The 16853-nt window shown below is 65.3% G+C and carries 21 protein-coding genes; 11 read left to right on the plus strand and 10 right to left on the minus strand.

Annotated elements, in window-relative coordinates; all coding sequences use genetic code 11:
- Positions 1 to 5: 5 nt before the first annotated feature.
- From MHM88_RS04595 to MHM88_RS04605, 3 genes are read right to left on the minus strand one after another with little or no spacing between them, the layout of a single operon-like run.
- Positions 6 to 629, minus strand: a complete 624-nt coding sequence (locus MHM88_RS04595; RefSeq protein ID WP_239360553.1) for a LysE family translocator — start codon at positions 627 to 629, stop codon at positions 6 to 8.
- A complete protein-coding gene (locus MHM88_RS04600; protein WP_239318682.1) occupies positions 626 to 1225 on the minus strand; it encodes a metallophosphoesterase in 600 nt (199 codons plus the stop codon). The genes MHM88_RS04595 and MHM88_RS04600 overlap by 4 nt, the downstream gene beginning before the upstream one ends.
- Before the next feature lie 24 nt (positions 1226 to 1249).
- On the minus strand, positions 1250 to 2017 hold the full coding sequence (locus tag MHM88_RS04605; protein ID WP_239361159.1) for a uracil-DNA glycosylase family protein: 768 nt from the start codon (positions 2015 to 2017) through the stop codon (positions 1250 to 1252).
- Positions 2018 to 2166: 149 nt separating this feature from the next.
- Between MHM88_RS04605 and MHM88_RS04610 the strand changes: the two genes are divergently transcribed.
- The 7 genes from MHM88_RS04610 to MHM88_RS04640 all read left to right on the plus strand — a co-directional run bounded on the left by MHM88_RS04610 (position 2167) and on the right by MHM88_RS04640 (position 7067).
- Positions 2167 to 3126: an aspartate carbamoyltransferase catalytic subunit gene (locus MHM88_RS04610; protein WP_239360555.1), complete on the plus strand. Its 960-nt coding sequence runs from the start codon at positions 2167 to 2169 to the stop codon at positions 3124 to 3126.
- A 5-nt stretch (positions 3127 to 3131) separates the two neighbouring features.
- The gene (locus MHM88_RS04615) at positions 3132 to 3665 is read left to right on the plus strand and encodes a hypothetical protein (RefSeq protein WP_239360557.1); all 534 of its coding nucleotides are present in this window, start codon (positions 3132 to 3134) and stop codon (positions 3663 to 3665) included.
- The gene (locus MHM88_RS04620; RefSeq protein ID WP_239360559.1) at positions 3662 to 3838 is read left to right on the plus strand and encodes a hypothetical protein; all 177 of its coding nucleotides are present in this window, start codon (positions 3662 to 3664) and stop codon (positions 3836 to 3838) included. The genes MHM88_RS04615 and MHM88_RS04620 overlap by 4 nt, the downstream gene beginning before the upstream one ends.
- Positions 3838 to 4386: an aspartate carbamoyltransferase catalytic subunit gene (locus MHM88_RS04625; protein ID WP_239360561.1), complete on the plus strand. Its 549-nt coding sequence runs from the start codon at positions 3838 to 3840 to the stop codon at positions 4384 to 4386. The genes MHM88_RS04620 and MHM88_RS04625 overlap by 1 nt, the downstream gene beginning before the upstream one ends.
- Complete coding sequence (gene pyrC, locus MHM88_RS04630; RefSeq protein WP_239360563.1) at positions 4383 to 5693, plus strand: dihydroorotase; 1311 nt, start codon at positions 4383 to 4385, stop codon at positions 5691 to 5693. The genes MHM88_RS04625 and pyrC overlap by 4 nt, the downstream gene beginning before the upstream one ends.
- Positions 5693 to 6301, plus strand: coding sequence for a glycerol-3-phosphate 1-O-acyltransferase PlsY (gene plsY, locus MHM88_RS04635; protein WP_239360565.1), 609 nt, complete (start codon positions 5693 to 5695; stop codon positions 6299 to 6301). Before pyrC ends, plsY begins: the two co-directional genes overlap by 1 nt.
- 280 nt (positions 6302 to 6581) lie before the next feature.
- Entirely contained in the window at positions 6582 to 7067 is a 486-nt protein-coding gene (locus tag MHM88_RS04640; protein ID WP_239360567.1) for a YHS domain-containing (seleno)protein, read from the plus strand.
- 115 nt (positions 7068 to 7182) lie between these two features.
- Here MHM88_RS04640 and MHM88_RS04645 read toward each other — a convergent pair whose 3' ends face one another.
- From MHM88_RS04645 to MHM88_RS04665, 5 genes are all read right to left on the minus strand, one after another.
- Positions 7183 to 7437 (minus strand): hypothetical protein, encoded by a 255-nt coding sequence (locus MHM88_RS04645; protein ID WP_239360569.1) that lies wholly within the window; start codon positions 7435 to 7437, stop codon positions 7183 to 7185.
- Positions 7438 to 7647: 210 nt separating this feature from the next.
- On the minus strand, positions 7648 to 9018 hold the full coding sequence (locus MHM88_RS04650) for a glutamate--cysteine ligase (protein WP_239360571.1): 1371 nt from the start codon (positions 9016 to 9018) through the stop codon (positions 7648 to 7650).
- Between the two features lie 102 nt (positions 9019 to 9120).
- Entirely contained in the window at positions 9121 to 9648 is a 528-nt protein-coding gene (locus MHM88_RS04655) for a hypothetical protein (protein ID WP_239318671.1), read from the minus strand.
- On the minus strand, positions 9645 to 10514 hold the full coding sequence (locus MHM88_RS04660) for a GNAT family N-acetyltransferase (RefSeq protein WP_239360575.1): 870 nt from the start codon (positions 10512 to 10514) through the stop codon (positions 9645 to 9647). Before MHM88_RS04660 ends, MHM88_RS04655 begins: the two co-directional genes overlap by 4 nt.
- Entirely contained in the window at positions 10514 to 11245 is a 732-nt protein-coding gene (locus MHM88_RS04665; RefSeq protein ID WP_239360578.1) for a 16S rRNA (uracil(1498)-N(3))-methyltransferase, read from the minus strand. The genes MHM88_RS04660 and MHM88_RS04665 overlap by 1 nt, the downstream gene beginning before the upstream one ends.
- 12 nt (positions 11246 to 11257) lie before the next feature.
- Between MHM88_RS04665 and ubiA the strand changes: the two genes are divergently transcribed.
- From ubiA to MHM88_RS04685, 4 genes are all read left to right on the plus strand, one after another.
- On the plus strand, positions 11258 to 12220 hold the full coding sequence (gene ubiA, locus MHM88_RS04670; RefSeq protein ID WP_239360581.1) for a 4-hydroxybenzoate octaprenyltransferase: 963 nt from the start codon (positions 11258 to 11260) through the stop codon (positions 12218 to 12220).
- Between the two features lie 81 nt (positions 12221 to 12301).
- A complete protein-coding gene (locus MHM88_RS04675; RefSeq protein WP_239361161.1) occupies positions 12302 to 14272 on the plus strand; it encodes an OmpA family protein in 1971 nt (656 codons plus the stop codon).
- Positions 14269 to 14589, plus strand: coding sequence for a hypothetical protein (locus tag MHM88_RS04680; RefSeq protein ID WP_239318664.1), 321 nt, complete (start codon positions 14269 to 14271; stop codon positions 14587 to 14589). The genes MHM88_RS04675 and MHM88_RS04680 overlap by 4 nt, the downstream gene beginning before the upstream one ends.
- On the plus strand, positions 14590 to 14988 hold the full coding sequence (locus MHM88_RS04685; protein WP_239360584.1) for a nuclear transport factor 2 family protein: 399 nt from the start codon (positions 14590 to 14592) through the stop codon (positions 14986 to 14988).
- Positions 14989 to 15030: 42 nt separating this feature from the next.
- On the opposite strand, the gene fdhA is transcribed toward MHM88_RS04685, so the two are convergent.
- Entirely contained in the window at positions 15031 to 16215 is a 1185-nt protein-coding gene (gene fdhA / locus MHM88_RS04690) for a formaldehyde dehydrogenase, glutathione-independent (protein ID WP_239360587.1), read from the minus strand.
- A 191-nt stretch (positions 16216 to 16406) separates the two neighbouring features.
- Positions 16407 to 16853, minus strand: a complete 447-nt coding sequence (locus MHM88_RS04695; protein WP_239360589.1) for a molybdenum cofactor biosynthesis protein MoaE — start codon at positions 16851 to 16853, stop codon at positions 16407 to 16409.

Here is a 16853-nt window from a genome sequence, read left to right on the forward strand (position 1 = left end):
GGCTGTCAGGCCCTTTCCAAGAGCGCGAGCCGCAGCGCGAGGCCCGCAAAAATACCACCTGTGATCCGGCTCATCCAGCGCGCCGCCTGCCCGCCGCCGGCGAACAGCGTGCGCGCCCGTCCGGCAAAGACCCCGACGCCACCGTTCACCAGCACGCCCCCAAGCCCGATGATCGCGCCGAACACCAGGAACTGCCCCAGCACCGATCCGGCCTCGGGACGGACGAATTGCGGCACAAAGGCCAGCACAAAAAGGATCACCTTGGGGTTGGTCAGATTGACCATCAGCCCGGCACGAAAGGCGCGGCGGGCGGGCACTGCCTGCCCCGGCGCTTCGGCTCCGCCCGGATGCCGGATCGCGCCCCACGCCAGATAGAGCAGATAGGCCACGCCGACCCAGCGGATGATGTCGAACAGCGCCGGCTGCGTCGCCACCACCGCGGCCACGCCAAGACCCGCCAGCGCCACATGCACCATGCCGCCCGCCGCCACGCCGAGGCTGGCCGCGATCGCCGGGCGGGGGCCGGATTTCAGCCCCTGACCGAGGCAGAACATCATATCCGCCCCCGGCGTGATATTGAGCGCCAGCGCCGCCGGAACAAAGGCCACAAGTGTGGACAGCGCGATCATGGCGTCACCTCGAACCAGTTGGGCGTGGGGCCGAGGTTGGCGCACTCCGTCCCCCCGATCCGGCCCCGATAGCCCCAGCAATCATGCACATGGCCATAGACCGCAAGCCGCGGCTGCGTCGCCTCGATGGTGGCGCGGATGCTGTCAGAGCCGATCGACAGCCCGGCCGAGGTGGTGTCGCCCGCGCCCTTGGGCGGTGAATGGGTCACCAGGATGTCGATCTCTCCCACCTGCGCCAGCTCTCGGGCGGCGGCACGCTCCGACAGGTCAAACGACCAGTCGCCAAAGGGGGTCTCCGGGATGCCGCCACCCAGCCCAAAGATCCTGAGCCCCTGGACGTCGGCCGCCTGCCCATGCAGCACGGTCATGAACGGCAGTGCACAGCCGTGCAGCTCCTCGGCGCTTTCGGCATTGCCGGGCACCACCACCATTGGCGCCGCGATCCCGGCCAGCATCTCCATCGCCCGCGGCAGGCCTTGCCGTGTATTGCAGAAATCCCCCGCGCCGATCACCAGATCCGCGCCGACACTGGCAGTCACCAGATCGACGGCCAGCTCCTCGACCAGGTGGAGATCGGAAAACGCGAGGATTTTCATAAGCAGATGTCCTTGATGACGGGATCAGTTCAGGCTGTTGAGCCGCGCGCGCAACTCCAGGAGATCGGCCCAGGCCTGGCGTTTGGCATGGGCCTGACGCAGCAGATAGGCGGGGTGGAACATCGGGATCACCGGCTTGCCCCAGGCCTGTTCCCACTGCCCCCGCAGCCGCGTGATGCCCCGTTTGCCCAGCACCGCCTGGCAGGAGATATTGCCCATCAGCACCAGCACATCCGGTTGCGCCAACGCCACATGGCGCTCCAGAAAGGGCACCAGCATGGCAATTTCCGCCGGCAGCGGGTCCCGGTTCTGCGGCGGACGCCAGGGCAGCACATTGGTGATATAGACATTCTGGTCGCGACTGAGGTCGATGGCGGCCAGCATCTTGTCCAGCAGCTGCCCGGCCCGCCCGACAAAGGGCTTGCCCTGCAAATCCTCATCCCGGCCCGGCGCCTCGCCGATGATCATCACCCGCGCCCCGGCCTGGCCGTCACAAAACACCAGGTTGCGCGCGCCGCGCTTGAGGTCGCAATGCTCAAAGGCCTCCATCGCCGCCCGCAGGCTGGGCAGCGCATCGGCGCCTTGGGCGGCCTTGGTCGCCTCCGCCACGGGGTCGATCGTCTTTGGCTTCACCGGTGGCGGCGGCGCATCGGCAGCGCGCGCGGCTTTGGGTTTCTGGTCTTCCAACCCGAAGCGATCAATGGGCGCGTCCATCATGACCTCGGTGGCGCCAAGCTCCACCTGCCATTCCAACAGCGCCCTTGCGCTCCAATAATCCAGTTCCGATTCCATGAGCGACACAGTAGCCCCCTGCGGCACAAAGGAAAACGCCTCATCACATGGGCACCCTCGCCTGCGTTTCGCGCCCTGCCCCGGTAGCCCACCGCTTGCCCCATGCGTGCCCCCCTCCTATAAGGGCCGAAACAGCGCGGAGTTCGCCCATGCAGCCCCCCTCTTTCGACCAGCCCCATCTCCTCGGGATCGAGCCGCTCCGGCCACATGAGATCACCGCCATTCTGGATCTGGCCGAAGACTATGTGGCGCTGAACCGGCAGACCGAGAAACATTCCGAGGCGCTGGCGGGCCTCACCCAGATCAACATGTTCTTTGAGAATTCCACCCGCACCCAGGCCAGTTTTGAACTGGCGGGCAAGCGTCTCTGCGCGGATGTGATGAACATGGCGATGCAGGCGTCCTCGATCAAAAAGGGCGAAACCCTGATCGACACCGCCATGACGCTGAACGCCATGCACCCGGATCTGCTGGTGGTGCGCCATCCGCATTCCGGCGCGGTGGATCTCCTGGCGCAAAAGGTGAACTGCGCGGTGCTGAACGCCGGCGATGGCCGCCACGAGCACCCGACCCAGGCCCTGCTGGACGCGCTGACGATCCGGCGCGCCAAAGGGCGGCTGCACCGGCTCAACATCGCCATCTGCGGCGACATCGCGCACAGCCGCGTGGCCCGGTCGAACCTGATCCTGCTGGGCAAGATGGAGAACCGCATCCGCCTGATCGGCCCGCCCACATTGGTGCCGCAGCAATTCGCGGAGTTTGGCGCCGAAATCTATGACGACATGCGCGAAGGGCTGAAGGACGTCGATGTGGTCATGATGCTGCGCCTGCAAAAGGAGCGTATGGACGGCGGTTTCATCCCCTCGGAACGCGAATATTTCTACCGCTACGGGCTGGATGCCGAAAAGCTGGCGCTGGCCAAGCCCGACGCCATCGTCATGCACCCCGGCCCGATGAATCGCGGTGTGGAGATCGACGGCACCATCGCCGATGACATCAAACGCTCCGTCATTCAGGAGCAGGTGGAGATGGGTGTGGCCGTGCGCATGGCTGCGATGGATCTGCTGGCGCGCAACCTGCGCAGCGCCCGGCAGGCCGAGGCATCCTGAGCGCGATGAGTGATGTGATCGAAATCCCCAAGGGTGCCCGCGATCAGGTGCTGGTCTTTGCCCTCGACATGCCGGTGGAGCAGGCAAAATTCCTGCGCGATGAGGATGGCGCGCTGGCGCAAGTGTTGGGACTGCCCGCACTGGACATGACGCAAGCGGAGATCTTCCCCGTCGAGGACCTCGAAGGTCTGGGGCTGCTGGGATATCTGCGCGAAGGCATGGGGGTCTCCGAGGCCGATCTTTCCCAGCACGGCATGGCGCTGGATGGCCTCGACGGCTGGGTCCTGGTGCTGCGCGCCCGCGCTTTTGATGGGGCGGAGACCCGGCTGACCCCGGCCAGCAGCCTCCTGTTGGTGGCGCGTCTCGGCGAGGTCAAAACCGACTGGTCCGCCCCCGGCGCGATCCGCAGCGACGCGGCCCAGCCGTCCCTGCGCACATCGCCCCGCGACGCCCGCAACCGCGCCCGACGCATCGGGGCGAGCTTGTTTGCGGTGGTGATGCTGCTCATCGGCCTGCTGATCTGGGGTCTTGCCACATGAACGCACCCTGCCGCTCTGACATGTGCAACAGCCCCGGCCTGCTGACGACGCTTTTCCGCAACGCCCGCCTTATCGCCCCCGCAGCGGGCCGTGGTTTTGCCGGCAACACGCAGCTGACCGGACAGCAGGCCGATCCGGGCCACACCCTCGCCACCGTCAGGGGCGCACTGTGATGACGGATGCGCGCGGCTGGGAGGGTCTTCTGGATGCGGAGGAGCACGTCCTGTGGCAGGGGCGCCCCGATCCCGGCTTCGTGGTGAGCGGGAGCATGATTCCCTTTACCATTTTCGGGCTGATCGTCACCTGCTTCGGAGCCTTCTGGACAGTGGGCGCGATGTCCTTTGGGGTGTTGCTGGGGATCACCGGCCTGTTCCCGCTTGGGGTCGGTTTGTACCTGCTTGGCGCCGGCCTGTTCTGGCCGTCCTTTTCGCGGCGGCGCACCTGGTACAGCCTGACCAACCGCCGCGCATTTATTGCCACGGACCTGCCTTTTGTCGGTCGGAGCTTGCGCTTCTGGGACATCGACAGCGATACCGTGATCGAGTTCGAGGAAGGCAGATACTCTACAATATGGTTCCACGAGGAAACAATTGGTGAGGGCGCAAATGCATATCCCAAACGAACGGGCTTTGAACGGATCAGCAACGGGCGCGAGGTGCTCCGCCTGATGCGACAGGTCCAGGCCGGAGCGGACAGCACCATGGAGACACCGGAAACATGACCACTCTTTTCATCAACGCCCGCCTGATCGATCCCGAGGCCGGAAGCGATGCGCCCGGCAGCCTTCTGGTGCACCGCGGCACGATCCTCGCCCGCTCCGATCAGAGCGACACGGCCGCGCTTCTTGCGGATCACAATCTGCGCGCCGACGACGTGCAGGTGATCGACTGCGGCGGCAAATGCCTTGCGCCGGGGATCGTCGACATTGGCGTCAAGGTCTGCGAGCCGGGCGAGCGTCACAAGGAAAGCTATAAATCCGCAGGGCTTGCGGCGGCGGCAGGCGGCGTGACCACCATCGTGACCCGCCCGGACACCTCGCCCTGTATCGACAATCCGGAGACGCTGGAATTCGTCACCCGCCGTGCACAGGCCGACGCCCCCGTCAACGTGTTGCCCATGGCCGCGCTCACCAAGGGGCGCGAGGGGCGCGAGATGACCGAGATCGGCTTTTTGCTGGACGCAGGCGCCGTGGCCTTTACCGACTGCGACCATGTGGTCACCAGCACCAAGGTGCTGTCACGCGCGCTGACCTACGCCAGGAGTTGCGGCGCGCTGGTGATCGCCCACCCGCAAGAGCCGGGCCTGTCGGCGGGCGCGGCTGCAACCTCTGGCAAATTCGCAGCGCTCCGCGGGCTGCCGTCGGTCTCTCCCATGGCGGAGCGGATGGGCCTCGACCGCGACATTGCGCTGCTGGAAATGACCGGTGCCAAATACCACGCGGATCAGATCACCACGGCGCGCGCGCTGCCTGCGCTGGAGCGCGCCAAGGCCAACGGGATCGACATCACGGCGGGCACCTCGATCCACCACCTGACGCTGAATGAGCTGGACGTGGCCGATTATCGCACCTTCTTCAAGGTGAAGCCGCCGCTGCGCTCCGAAGAGGATCGCCTCGCCGTGGTCGAGGCCGTGCGCACGGGTCTGATTGACGTGATCTCGTCGATGCACACGCCGCAGGACGAAGAGAGCAAGCGCCTGCCGTTTGAAGAGGCCGCCGCCGGGGCGGTGGCGCTGGAAACACTGCTGCCGGCGGCGATGCGCCTCTATCATGCGGAGCTTTTGGACCTGCCGACGCTGTTTCGGGCGATGTCGCTGAACCCCGCAACACGGCTTGGCCTTGCGTCTGGCCGCCTGAGCGCAGGCGCGCCAGCGGATCTGGTGCTGTTCGACCCGGACGCACCGTTGGTTTTGGACCGTTTCAAACTACAGTCCAAATCCAAGAACACGCCGTTTGACACCCAGCAGATGCAGGGCCGCGTATTGGCCACTTATGTGGCGGGTGACCCCGTCTATCGGAAGGAAGCCTGATGTTGCCTGCGTTTGAGACTGCCGTGCCGATGCTCCTGATGTGGGGATTGATCGGCTATCTTCTGGGCTCGATTCCCTTTGGCATGGTGATCACGCGGGCCTTTGGTCTGGGGAACCTGCGCGAAATCGGATCTGGCAATATCGGCACCACCAATGTGCTGCGCACCGGGAGCAAAGCCGCCGCGGCAGCGACGCTCCTGCTGGATGGCGGCAAGGGCGCGGCGGCGGTGCTGCTGGCGCGAGCTCTGGCGGGCGAGGATGCGGCGCAGCTGGCGGGGCTGTTGGCCTTTGTCGGGCATTGCTTCCCGGTCTGGCTGGGGTTCAAGGGCGGCAAGGGTGTTGCAACGTTCCTCGGCCTCCTGCTGGCGATCGCCTGGCCGGTGGGCATCGCCTGTTGCCTGACATGGCTTGCACTGGCGCTGCTGCGGCGGATTTCGTCGCTGGCGGCGCTCTGTGCGGCGGTAGCGGCCCCGATCTGGTGTCTGGTCCTGGGCTACCCGTCGACCGTTGCGCTCTCGATCATCCTCACCCTGGTGATCCTGTGGCGGCACAAGGACAACATCGCGCGACTGCTGGCGGGGACCGAGCCAAAGATCGGTCAGAAGTAACCACGCCCTGCATATACACCGATGATTTCCAAAGCCCCGCCCTCATCGGCGGGGCTTTTCACATTGCACTCACGGGATTGTATTGCCGCGGATGCGCAGGCTCTGTTTGCGCCTGTGCACACACAAATTGAGTTGTTTTGCATGTGATCAGACCGCTCCCCAGATCGTCGGTGTGGCGGCACTGACCCGTCCAACTCACGCAGGATTTCGAGCACCTGTCACATTCACCCCCTCCCCCCGGGCGCAGCGTGGCCCCGGACAGATCAAAAGGTTCAAACCGATGACCAAGACACCATCCCTGACCAAATCCCTCTTCGGCGGTCTCGCCTTCTCCGTGGCGCTGGCAACCTCCGCCTTTGCGGCGGGCGTCGATGTAAACGCCTCCTCCACCGGCCTTGCGATGCAGGGTTTCGACCCGGTTGCCTATTTCACCGAAGGTGAGGCCAACAAGGGCAGCTACAAGCTGACCGCGACGCATGACGAAGCGACCTACTGGTTCGCATCCGAGGAAAACAAAGCCCTGTTCGAAGCCAATCCGGAGGCCTATGTGCCGGCCTATGGCGGCTACTGCGCGTTCGGCGCGGCGATGGGCTTCAAATTCGATGGCGACCCGCATCAGTGGAAGATCGTTGACGACGTGCTGTACCTGAACCTCTCCAAGGACATTCAGGAACGCTGGGCCACCGACATCCCGGGCTACATCGAAAAAGCGGACGTGAACTGGGAAGATATCGAAGACGCGGATCCGGCGGAGCTGCTTCAGTAAGGCTGCCCGCGCCACACACGGCACCATCACAACGGACAACGCAAAACGGGCGGCAGGTGTATCCTGCCGCCCGTTCTTTGCACGCTGACACCGGAGGGAACGGTGAACAGGGTGCTTATTTCGCGACGAGGCGCTCCACCGCTTCGGCGGTGCGCTTGGTGTTGTTGTAGATCCCCAGCGCCAGATAGAGCGAGCCGCCGATCAGGATCACGTAGAGCGAGCCGCCAATCAGCACCAGAAGCGCCGGCAGAAGACCGCCACCCATCGGTTCCACCAACGCAAAGACCGCGCCGATGGCCACGCCGATCAGCAGCAGCACCACAACGACGCCAACAAGTTTTTCGAATGCAGAGATAAAGAAATTGCCCATATGAACACCTTTTGGGAACGAGAGATCGAGCGCTCTCTTAAGGGGCTGCCTTGCGTCTCACAAGAAGCGGGTTAGGGGGAAAAACACCCCCGACACCTCACCACGCAAACCGAGGTCTCGGCGCGCCGCCAGACCACCATGGGCACAAAAAAGGGGCGTCTCGGCGGCGCCCCTTCCTTGCGTTCTTCAACCTGTGCGCAGTGCCGGGTCTCAGTAGCTGTAGTCGGCGTAGATCTGTGTCAGATCGCCATTCCAGTCGCCATTGTAGCGCTCCAGCAGTTCGTCGGCAGGCACCTTGCCGCTCTCGACGCTTTCCTTCAGCGCGTTGAGGAAATGGGTCTCGTCCGGCACCAGCCCGCCCGCGCCTTGCCGCCCGCGCGCCTGCAATCCGGCCTCGGCAATGCGCAGCACCTCCCGGGCGAGGTCATGCATCTTGATGGAGCCCACCTCGGCCTGCAATCCCTTGACCGCGGCCTCAACCCGCAGGCTCTCGCGGGTTTCCGCATCCCAGCCCTTGACCAGATCCCAAGCCGCGTCCAAGGCGGTCTGGTCATACATCAGCCCGACCCAGATCGCCGGCAAGGCGCACAGACGCCGCCACGGACCACCGTCGGCACCGCGCATTTCCATGTATTTCTTGATCCGCGCCTCTGGGAATGCGGTCGTCAGGTGATCCGCCCAGTCGCTCAGCGTCGGTGTCTCGCCCGGCAGCGCCGGCAGCTCGCCCTTGAGGAAATCACGGAAGGACTGGCCCAAAGCGTCGATATATTTGCCATCGCGGTAGACAAAATACATCGGCACATCGAGCGCATAATCCGCGTAACGCTCAAACCCCATGCCATCCTCAAACACGAAAGGCAGCATGCCGGTGCGGGCATCATCCAGGTGCCGCCAGATGTGGCTGCGCCAGGATTTCAGCCCATTGGGCTTGCCCTCAAAGAAGGGAGAGTTGGCAAAGAGCGCGGTGGCCACCGGCTGCAAGGCCAGAGCCACGCGCAGCTTCTGCACCATGTCGGCTTCGGAGGCGAAATCGAGGTTCACCTGCACGGTACAGGTGCGCCGCATCATCGCCCGCCCCATGGTGCCAACGCGCTCCATGTAGTCGTTCATCAGCGTGTAACGCCCCTTGGGCATCAGGGGCATCTCGTCATGCTGCCAGATCGGCGCCGCGCCAAGACCGATAAAGCCAACCCCGATCTCGTCGGCGATGTCTTTCACTTCGCGCAGGTGGGTGTTCACCTCGTCGCAGGTCTCGTGGATGGTCTCCAGCGGCGCCCCCGACAGCTCCAGCGCGCCGCCGGGCTCCAGGCTGACGTTCGCCATATCCTTGGTGAGGCCGATCAGCTTGCCCCCCTCGGTGACCGGGTCCCAGCCGTGGCGATCCCGCAACCCTTCAAGCACGGCCCGAATCGAGCGCGTTCCCTCATAGGGCAGCGGCTTCAGCGTATCCTTGCAGTAGCCGAACTTTTCATGCTCGGTGCCGATGCGCCAATCGTCGCGCGGCTTGCAGCCCGCCTCCATATAGGCAGCCAGCTGCGCATGGCTTTCAATCGGTCCGCCACCGGACTGGGGAATGGACATGGGTAGGCCCCCTTCGTAGGTCGCCGCCAAGGGCAGGCGTGGCATTTCTGACAAAGGGCACGGGGCCCGGGGTTAAAGTGGTGATGCGAAATCGCGCCAGTGTCAATGCAGCCGATGCAGGCTGCGCGGCTCTGGTGATCGCTGCCATATCACGACTTGATGAGGACCTTTGTGATGCAGTTCACTCAGCATGCGTTCTGTCTTCAACCCCGGCAGGCTGGCAAAGACATCAAACAGGGCCTCTGCCCCGGCGGCGGTCACCGGGATGGCCAGCGGCGGCTGGCCCGGCTGCTCCAGCACCCAATGCGAGGGCCGCGCCGTATGGTCGAGCCGCACCGTCTCGATCTCGGAACGCGCCACGGCACCGCCGGTGAGCGGCCCGAAATAGCTGATCTGGCCTTCGGTCACCTGCACCACCCCCGGCCCGTCAGAGCCACGGCGGAACCGCATTCGCTGTGCCCCGACAACCCCGAGCACCACCGCCAGTGTGACGCAGGCCCAGCCGGTGATCTGGGTGACGCCGACACCCACCAGCGCCCAGCGCAGCCCCAGCGCCAGCAACAGCAAGGCGCCCAGGATTTCGCGCCAGCGCCACAGCACGGCGCGGGCTTCGGGTCGAATAAAGCTCATTCCGTCACCTCCCTCGGCACCCCGCCGATACGCGCAGGTTGCGCAAAAAGAACCAGGGCAAACGTCCCGGCGGGACGAAAACCGATGGCGCGATAGGCCCGCGCCGCATCCGCGCTGGCGGCAAAGAGCACCGCCCGCCGCGCGCCGCGGGCGCGACATTCGGCCATGTGCCGACCGACGACGCGGCGCGCGTAGCCCCGCCCGCGCAGGTCCGGCGGCGTATAGACCCCGCCCACCTGGACCGTATCTTCATATGTGGTGTTGTAACCGCTCATCGCCACCGGAACGCCATCGACCAGAAGCACCCGGTGACTGTCGCGGGCGATGAACTGATCAATATCCTGCGGCCCCTTGATGCGCGCCGCCTCGGGCGGGGCCTGCACGGCTTCGATCTCATAGGCGATACGCCAGGCGTCCATCAGCGCACGCGGCGCATCGCGCACGGACATCAGCTCTTCCCCCGGGCGCAGCTCCACCGTCAGATCGTCAAGATCGAGCAGGAACCCCGGATCATCGCTGTCCAGCTGGCACGGATGTGCGCCAAGATCATTGGCCGCAACAAAGCCGCGCACCTGCGGTGCATCGCCGAGCACGCCGTGGATCTCGCGACCGGAAAGCAGCTCTCCCGCGGCGCGCCAATCCGCAGCGCGCGCCGCGGGCATCTGCATCAGAACGGTGCCACGATTGGTGATGCCAAAGACCCCGTTGCCCCGCGCCTGCACCCAGAGGGTCAGCCCGTTGGGGTGATCCGAACCCAGCCCATGCAGGCTGAGGTTTTCCAACAGGAACATCGAGCTCTGGATATGGGCATCCAGAAACGGCAGGACGCGCGCCACATCCGCGTCGGTTGCCGCACGCCAGACCATCACCAGTCGCCTAAGGTATGTTGCCAGAGGGTCATGGCCGCCACCGCCGCCGTATCGGCGCGCAGGATGCGCGGGCCGAGGCTCACGACATGGGCCTGCGGCATCACGTGCAGGCGTTTGCGTTCCGCATCGGAAAACCCGCCCTCCGGACCGATGAGGATCGCCCAGGGACCCGCCGCCGCGTCGCCCGCGGCGCTGTCCAGGAACAGCTGCTGTCCCACCTTGGCCTCGTCACAGAACATCAGCTTCCGCTCGGCGGGCCACTGATCCAGCAGGGCGGAGAGCTTTTGCAACTCCGTCACCTCGGGCACATAGGTGCCGCCGCATTGCTCGGCCGCCTCCACCGCATGTGCTTGCAGCCGGTCCTGGCGGATGCGCTCGGAATTGGTGAACTCCGTTCCCACCGGCAGGATACGCGCAGCCCCCATCTCGGCGGCCTTCTCGACGATGAAATCGGTACGCGCCTTCTTGATCGGGGCAAAGATCAGCCAGAGGTCGGGCGGCAGCTGCAAGGGCCTGGACTGCTCCGCACAGGCCAGCACGCCACCGCGCTTGCCGGCCTCGACCACCTCCGCCTGCCATTCCCCGTCGCGCCCGTTGAACAGTGCCACCCGCGCACCAACGGCCAGCCGCATCACCCCAAACAGGTAATGCGCCTGGTCGCGGTCCAGAGGAACCGTTTGCCCTGCCCCCAAGGGGTGATCTACATACAGTCTGACTTTAGCATTCATGGGGTCCTACATATGCAAGGCCAGTCGCCAACACCAGATGGACAAGTCGCCGATGCGGTAAAAGGCAATTGGGTGGACATCTACGCCCCCGCCTGGACCCGGCCCTACCTGCGGCTGAGCCGTGCCGACCGCCCGATCGGCACCTGGCTGTTGCTCTTGCCCTGCTGGTGGGGGCTGGCGCTGGCGATGATCGCGGGGCAGAACCCGCGCTGGGAGGATCTGTGGATCTTTGTCGGCTGCGGGCTGGGCGCCTGGCTGATGCGCGGGGCGGGGTGCACCTGGAACGACATCACCGACCGCGACATCGACGGCGGGGTGGAGCGCACACGCTCGCGCCCGATCCCCTCCGGTCAGGTCACGGTCAAGGGCGCGCTGGCATGGATGGCGCTGCAATCGCTGATCGCCTTTGGCATCCTGCTGACCTTCAATCAGGCCGCCGTCGCCATGGGCATCCTGGCGCTGTTCCCGGTGGCGATCTACCCCTTTGCCAAACGGTTCACCTGGTGGCCGCAGATCTTCCTCGGTCTGGCCTTCAACTGGGGCGCGATGCTGGCCTGGGTTGCCCATACCGGCTGGCTGGAGTGGCCGGCGATCGTTCTCTACCTCGCGGGCATGGCCTGGACGCTGTTCTACGACACCATCTACGCCCATCAGGACACCGAGGATGACGCGCTGATCGGGGTGAAATCCACCGCCCGCCTGTTTGCGGACCGCTCGCCGGTCTGGCTGCGCCGGTTCATCGTCGCCACCGTCTGCCTGATGGCGCTGGCGATCATCATGGCGGTGCAGCCGACGGCCTCGATCCTTGCCCTTGCGCTGTCACTCTGCGCGCCCTGGGCGATGGGCTGGCACATGACCTGGCAATTGCGCGCCTTTGATGCGGACAATAATGACCGGTTGCTGTCGCTGTTTCGGCTCAACCGCGACACCGGCTTGATTCCGCTCATCTTCCTCGGGCTGGCGCTGTTTGCCTGAATGTCGCGCCCCGCGTGATTGATCCGCGACGCCCCCGCTTGTAAGACCAATGACACCCAAACTGCCGGAATGCCTGACCTCATGCGTCTTTCTTCGCTCCTGATCCCCACCGCGACCTTTGCCGGGGCTGCCGGCCTCAGCCTGGTGGTGGCCGGGTTTGCGGCCACGGCACTGGAAACCAACTCCGAGATCGTGGTCCGCCGGACCCTGGACGAGGCCGGGTTTTCCTGGGCGGAAGTGGTGGCCGACGGCCTGCGGGTGGAGCTGTCGGGCGAGGCCCCGGACGAGGCCAAGCGCTTTGCCGCGATTTCGCGCGTCGGCGCCGTGGTGGATGCCGCGCGCATCATCGACCAGATGCAGGTCACCCCCTCGGAAGGGATCGCACCGCCGCGCTTTTCCACCGAAATCCTGCGCAATGACGCGGGCATTTCCATCATCGGCCTGATCCCCGCCGCCAGCGACCACGCGGCGCTGTTGCGCAAACTGGGCGCGATCCGGGGCACACCGGAGGTGACGGATTTTGTGGAAACCGCCGATCACCCCGTGCCCAAGGGCTGGTCGGATGCCATCGATTATGCACTGCGGGCCCTGGCGCTGCTGCCCCGGACCAAGATCTCCGTCGAGGCCGGCGCCGTCAGCATCACCGCGATCGCCGACAGCCCCGAGGCCAAGGAACAGCTGGAAAACCAGTTGAACCGGATGCTGCCGCCCACGGTGCATGTGAGCCTGGACATTGCAGCCCCCCGACCGGTGATCTCGCCCTTCACCCTGCGCTATGTGCTGGGCGAAGAGGGCGGCCGGTTTGATGCCTGCTCTGCCGAAAGCGAGGAGAGCCGTGCCCGCATCCTGCGCGCCGCCGAGGATGCGCAGTTGCGCAGGCAGGCGGATTGCACCATCGGTCTGGGCGTGCCCTCGGCAAACTGGGCCCGCGCGGTCGAGGTCGGGCTCGACGCGCTTCAGGAGCTGGGCAAGGGTTCGATCACCTTTTCCAACGGGGACGTGACGCTGGTGGCGGCCCAGAACACGCCGCAGGCGCGTTTTGACCATGTGGTGGGCGAACTGGAAAACGCGCTGCCGCAGGTGTTTGTCCTGCATGCGGTACTGCCGGAACCCGAAGAACAGAACCCCGATATCAGACCCGAATTCACTGCCACCCTCAGCCCCGAAGGCCAGGTACAGCTGCGCGGTCGGCTGAGTGACAACGCCCAGCGGCGCACCGTGGACAGCTACGCCAAGGCCCGCTTTGGCAGCGATGCGGTCCACCTCGCCACCCGCAATGCGCCGGACCTGCCCGGGGTCTGGCCGATCCGCGTGCTGGCGGCGCTGGATGCGCTGGCGCAGCTGGAACGCGGCTCGGTCACGGTGACGCCGGACTTGGTTTCCGTGCGCGGCATGAGCCACGTCGAAAACGCCAGCGCCGAGGTGGCGCGGATGCTGTCGGACAAGCTGGGCGAGGCCGAAGACTACGATCTGGACATCACCTATGAGGCGCCGCCCGAACCCGAAGACCAGCTGATGGCGCCAGCGCTCTGCGAGGCGGAGCTGGCCGCCATTCAGCGTGCGGACAAGATCGCCTTTGAACCCGGCTCCGCCACCGTGGCCGCCGACAGTGCCCGGGTGATCGACAAGATCGCCAAGCTGCTGCGGCAATGCGGCGAAATCCCGCTGGAGATTCAGGGACATACCGATAGCCAGGGGCGCGAGGAGATGAACCAGAACCTCAGCCAGGCGCGGGCGCAGTCGGTGCTGAATGCACTGCGGGCGCGGCGCATCCTGACCGGCAGCTTCGTCGCCAAGGGCTATGGCGAATCCAACCCCATCGCGACCAATGACACCGAAGAGGGCCGCGAGGCAAACCGCCGCATCGAATTCCGCCTGATCGAAAGCGAATTGCCGCAGGAGGACACGGACGCAGCGGACGGCGACACCGCCGAAGCGGGCACGGACACGGAGGGCGCAGCCGCCGCCCCTGATACGGATACGGACACGGAAGAGCCCGCCGCAGACGCCGCGACAGATGCGGAAACCGAAGAGGACACCGACGGACAATGAGCAGAACAGAGTTCATCCTCACCACAGCGATCATCCTCTTTGTCGCCTTTGCGATGGGATGGTTTGCCAATTGGCTGGTGCATCGCTTCACCCGCGTGCGCCAGAGCGATGTGGCCGACCTGGACCGCATGAGCCAGGAACTGCACGAGGCCGAGGAGACGCGCGATCAGGCGATCACCTACCTGCAACAGCGCGAGGCGGAACTGACCAATCAGCTCAGCCAGACCGAAGCGGAACTGCGCGCCGCCATGGATGGCCTGCGCGAAGCCCGGCATGAAACCGAAGAACTGCGCAGCCAGCTGCGCGGCATGGGCTGAGTGACCGCGCCGCCGCCTCTGCCGTCTGATGCCGATCTCCTGCAGGCGCTGACGACCTGCGAGCGTCAGGTCTGGGAGGCGCTGGTGCACGGCGACCCATCCGCGGATGCCGCGCTGTTGTGCGACAGTTTCCTCGGTGTCTATGCCGATGGCTTTGCAAACAAGGCCGACCACACCGGCCAGCTGCAACAGGGGCCAACCGTTCAGACTTACCAGCTGGATCAGATGCAGGCCCGCCCGCTTGGCCCGGAGCATGCGCTGCTCAGCTATCGCGCGACCTTTCTGCGCGTCGGGCGGGACACAAGCGACGTCATGTTCGTCAGCTCGATCTGGCAGCGCCACGGCCCGGGCTGGCGGAACATCTTCAGCCAGGACACATCCGCTCTGCCTGCGGGGTAGATCCGGCCCGACACGAGATCAGGCCGGACCGGGAGTTGGGGTTCACGCCGCCAGCATGCCGTGGGGGTCCAGCACGAATTTCTGCGCCACACCCTTGTCGAAGCTGGCGTAGCCCCTGGCCGCATCCTCCAGCGGGATGATCGTCGCATTGACGATATCCGCGATCGGCAACCGTTCATGCAGGATCGCCTGCATCAGCTGCCGGTTGTACTTCAGCACCGGCGTCTGCCCGGTGTGGAAGCTTTGCGCCTTTGCCCAACCCAGCCCGAACCGCATCGACAGGCTGCCCTGTTTGGCCGCCGCATCCACGGCGCCGGGGTCTTCGGTGACATAGAGGCCCGGAATGCCGATCGAGCCGGCCACCCGGGTGATCTCCATCATCTGGTTGAGCACGATCGCCGGTTGTTCGCCACCGGCATGGCCGCGCGCCTCGAAGCCGACCGCATCAATGGCCGCATCGACTTCGGGCGTGCCGATGATCTCGGCGATCAACTCGCCAAGGTTGTCCCCCTTGCTCAGATCCACCGGTTCGAACCCGACCCGGGCGGCATGCTCCAGACGCTCGGCGTTGAAGTCCCCGATCAGAACCACCGCCGCGCCGAGAATACGGGCCGAGGCCGCCGCCGCTAGGCCAACCGGACCGGCCCCCGCCACATAGACCACCGATCCGACACCCACACCGGCCTGCATGGCTCCGTGAAAGCCGGTGGGCAGGATGTCGGACAACATGGTGAGGTCGCGGATCTTCGACAGTGCCTGATCCTTGTCGGGGAATTTCAGTAGGTTGAAGTCAGCGTAGGGGATGGTCACGTAATGAGCCTGACCGCCGATCCAGCCGCCCATGTCGACATAGCCATAGGCCCCGCCCGCGCGCTCCGGATTGACGGTGAGGCAGACGCCAGTGTCCTGGGATCGGCAACAGCGGCACCGCCCGCAGGCCACATTGAACGGCACCGAGACCAGATCGCCGACTGCAAGCATCTCCACGTCGCGCCCGACCTCGATCACCTCGCCGGTGATCTCATGACCAAGCACCAGACCGGCCTCGGCGGTGGTACGCCCGCGCACCATGTGCTGATCCGAACCGCAGATATTGGTGGAGACCACCTTCAGGATCACCCCGTGTTCGATGCGGCGCCCGTCCGGGGCTTCGAGCTTTGCATCGGCGATATTTTGGACTTCGACCTCGTTCGGGCCGAGGTACACGACGCCTCGATTGCTGGTCATGATCTAATCTCCTCCTCAAATGTGTCGCACCGCGCGCCACCTCCCGCGTCGAGAGGTGGTCCGGCATACACGTGCACGCTAGGCAAAGATCAGGAGGTCAGGTGGCGCATATGCGACACTCTATGCGAGCGCATGGACACGCAAGAACAACTATAGGGTGCACTTCAGAAGAGGCAGCGGGGCCGATCAGGTTACCAGCGGTCGAGCGCGTCCTCATCCGCGTCCTTGGCCGCCACCCATTCCGCTGCCCCGTCCTTGAGGATTTCCTTCTTCCAGAACGGCGCGCGGGATTTGAGGTAGTCCATCAGGAATTCCGCCGCTTCGAAGGCGGCGACCCGATGGCGCGCGGCGGTGGCCACCATCATGATCTGATCCCCGGGGACAAGGCGCCCATGCCGGTGGATCACCAGAACATCGGCAAGCTCCCACCGGGACACGGCCTCGCTGGCAATCTGCGTCAGTGCCTTTTCGGTCATGCCGGGATAATGCTCGATCTCCATCACCGACATGGCGCCGCTGTCAGAGTCGCGCACCACGCCGGTAAAGGTCACAACCGCCCCCGCCCCGCTGGCCGCAGAGGCAAAGGCATCGGCCTCGGCTGCAAAGGCAAACGGCGCTTCCTGGACCAGAACCCGCAT

Origin of the sequence: Epibacterium sp. MM17-32, assembly GCF_022348205.1 — a bacterium.
In the GTDB taxonomy this organism is placed as follows: Bacteria; Pseudomonadota; Alphaproteobacteria; order Rhodobacterales; family Rhodobacteraceae; genus Epibacterium.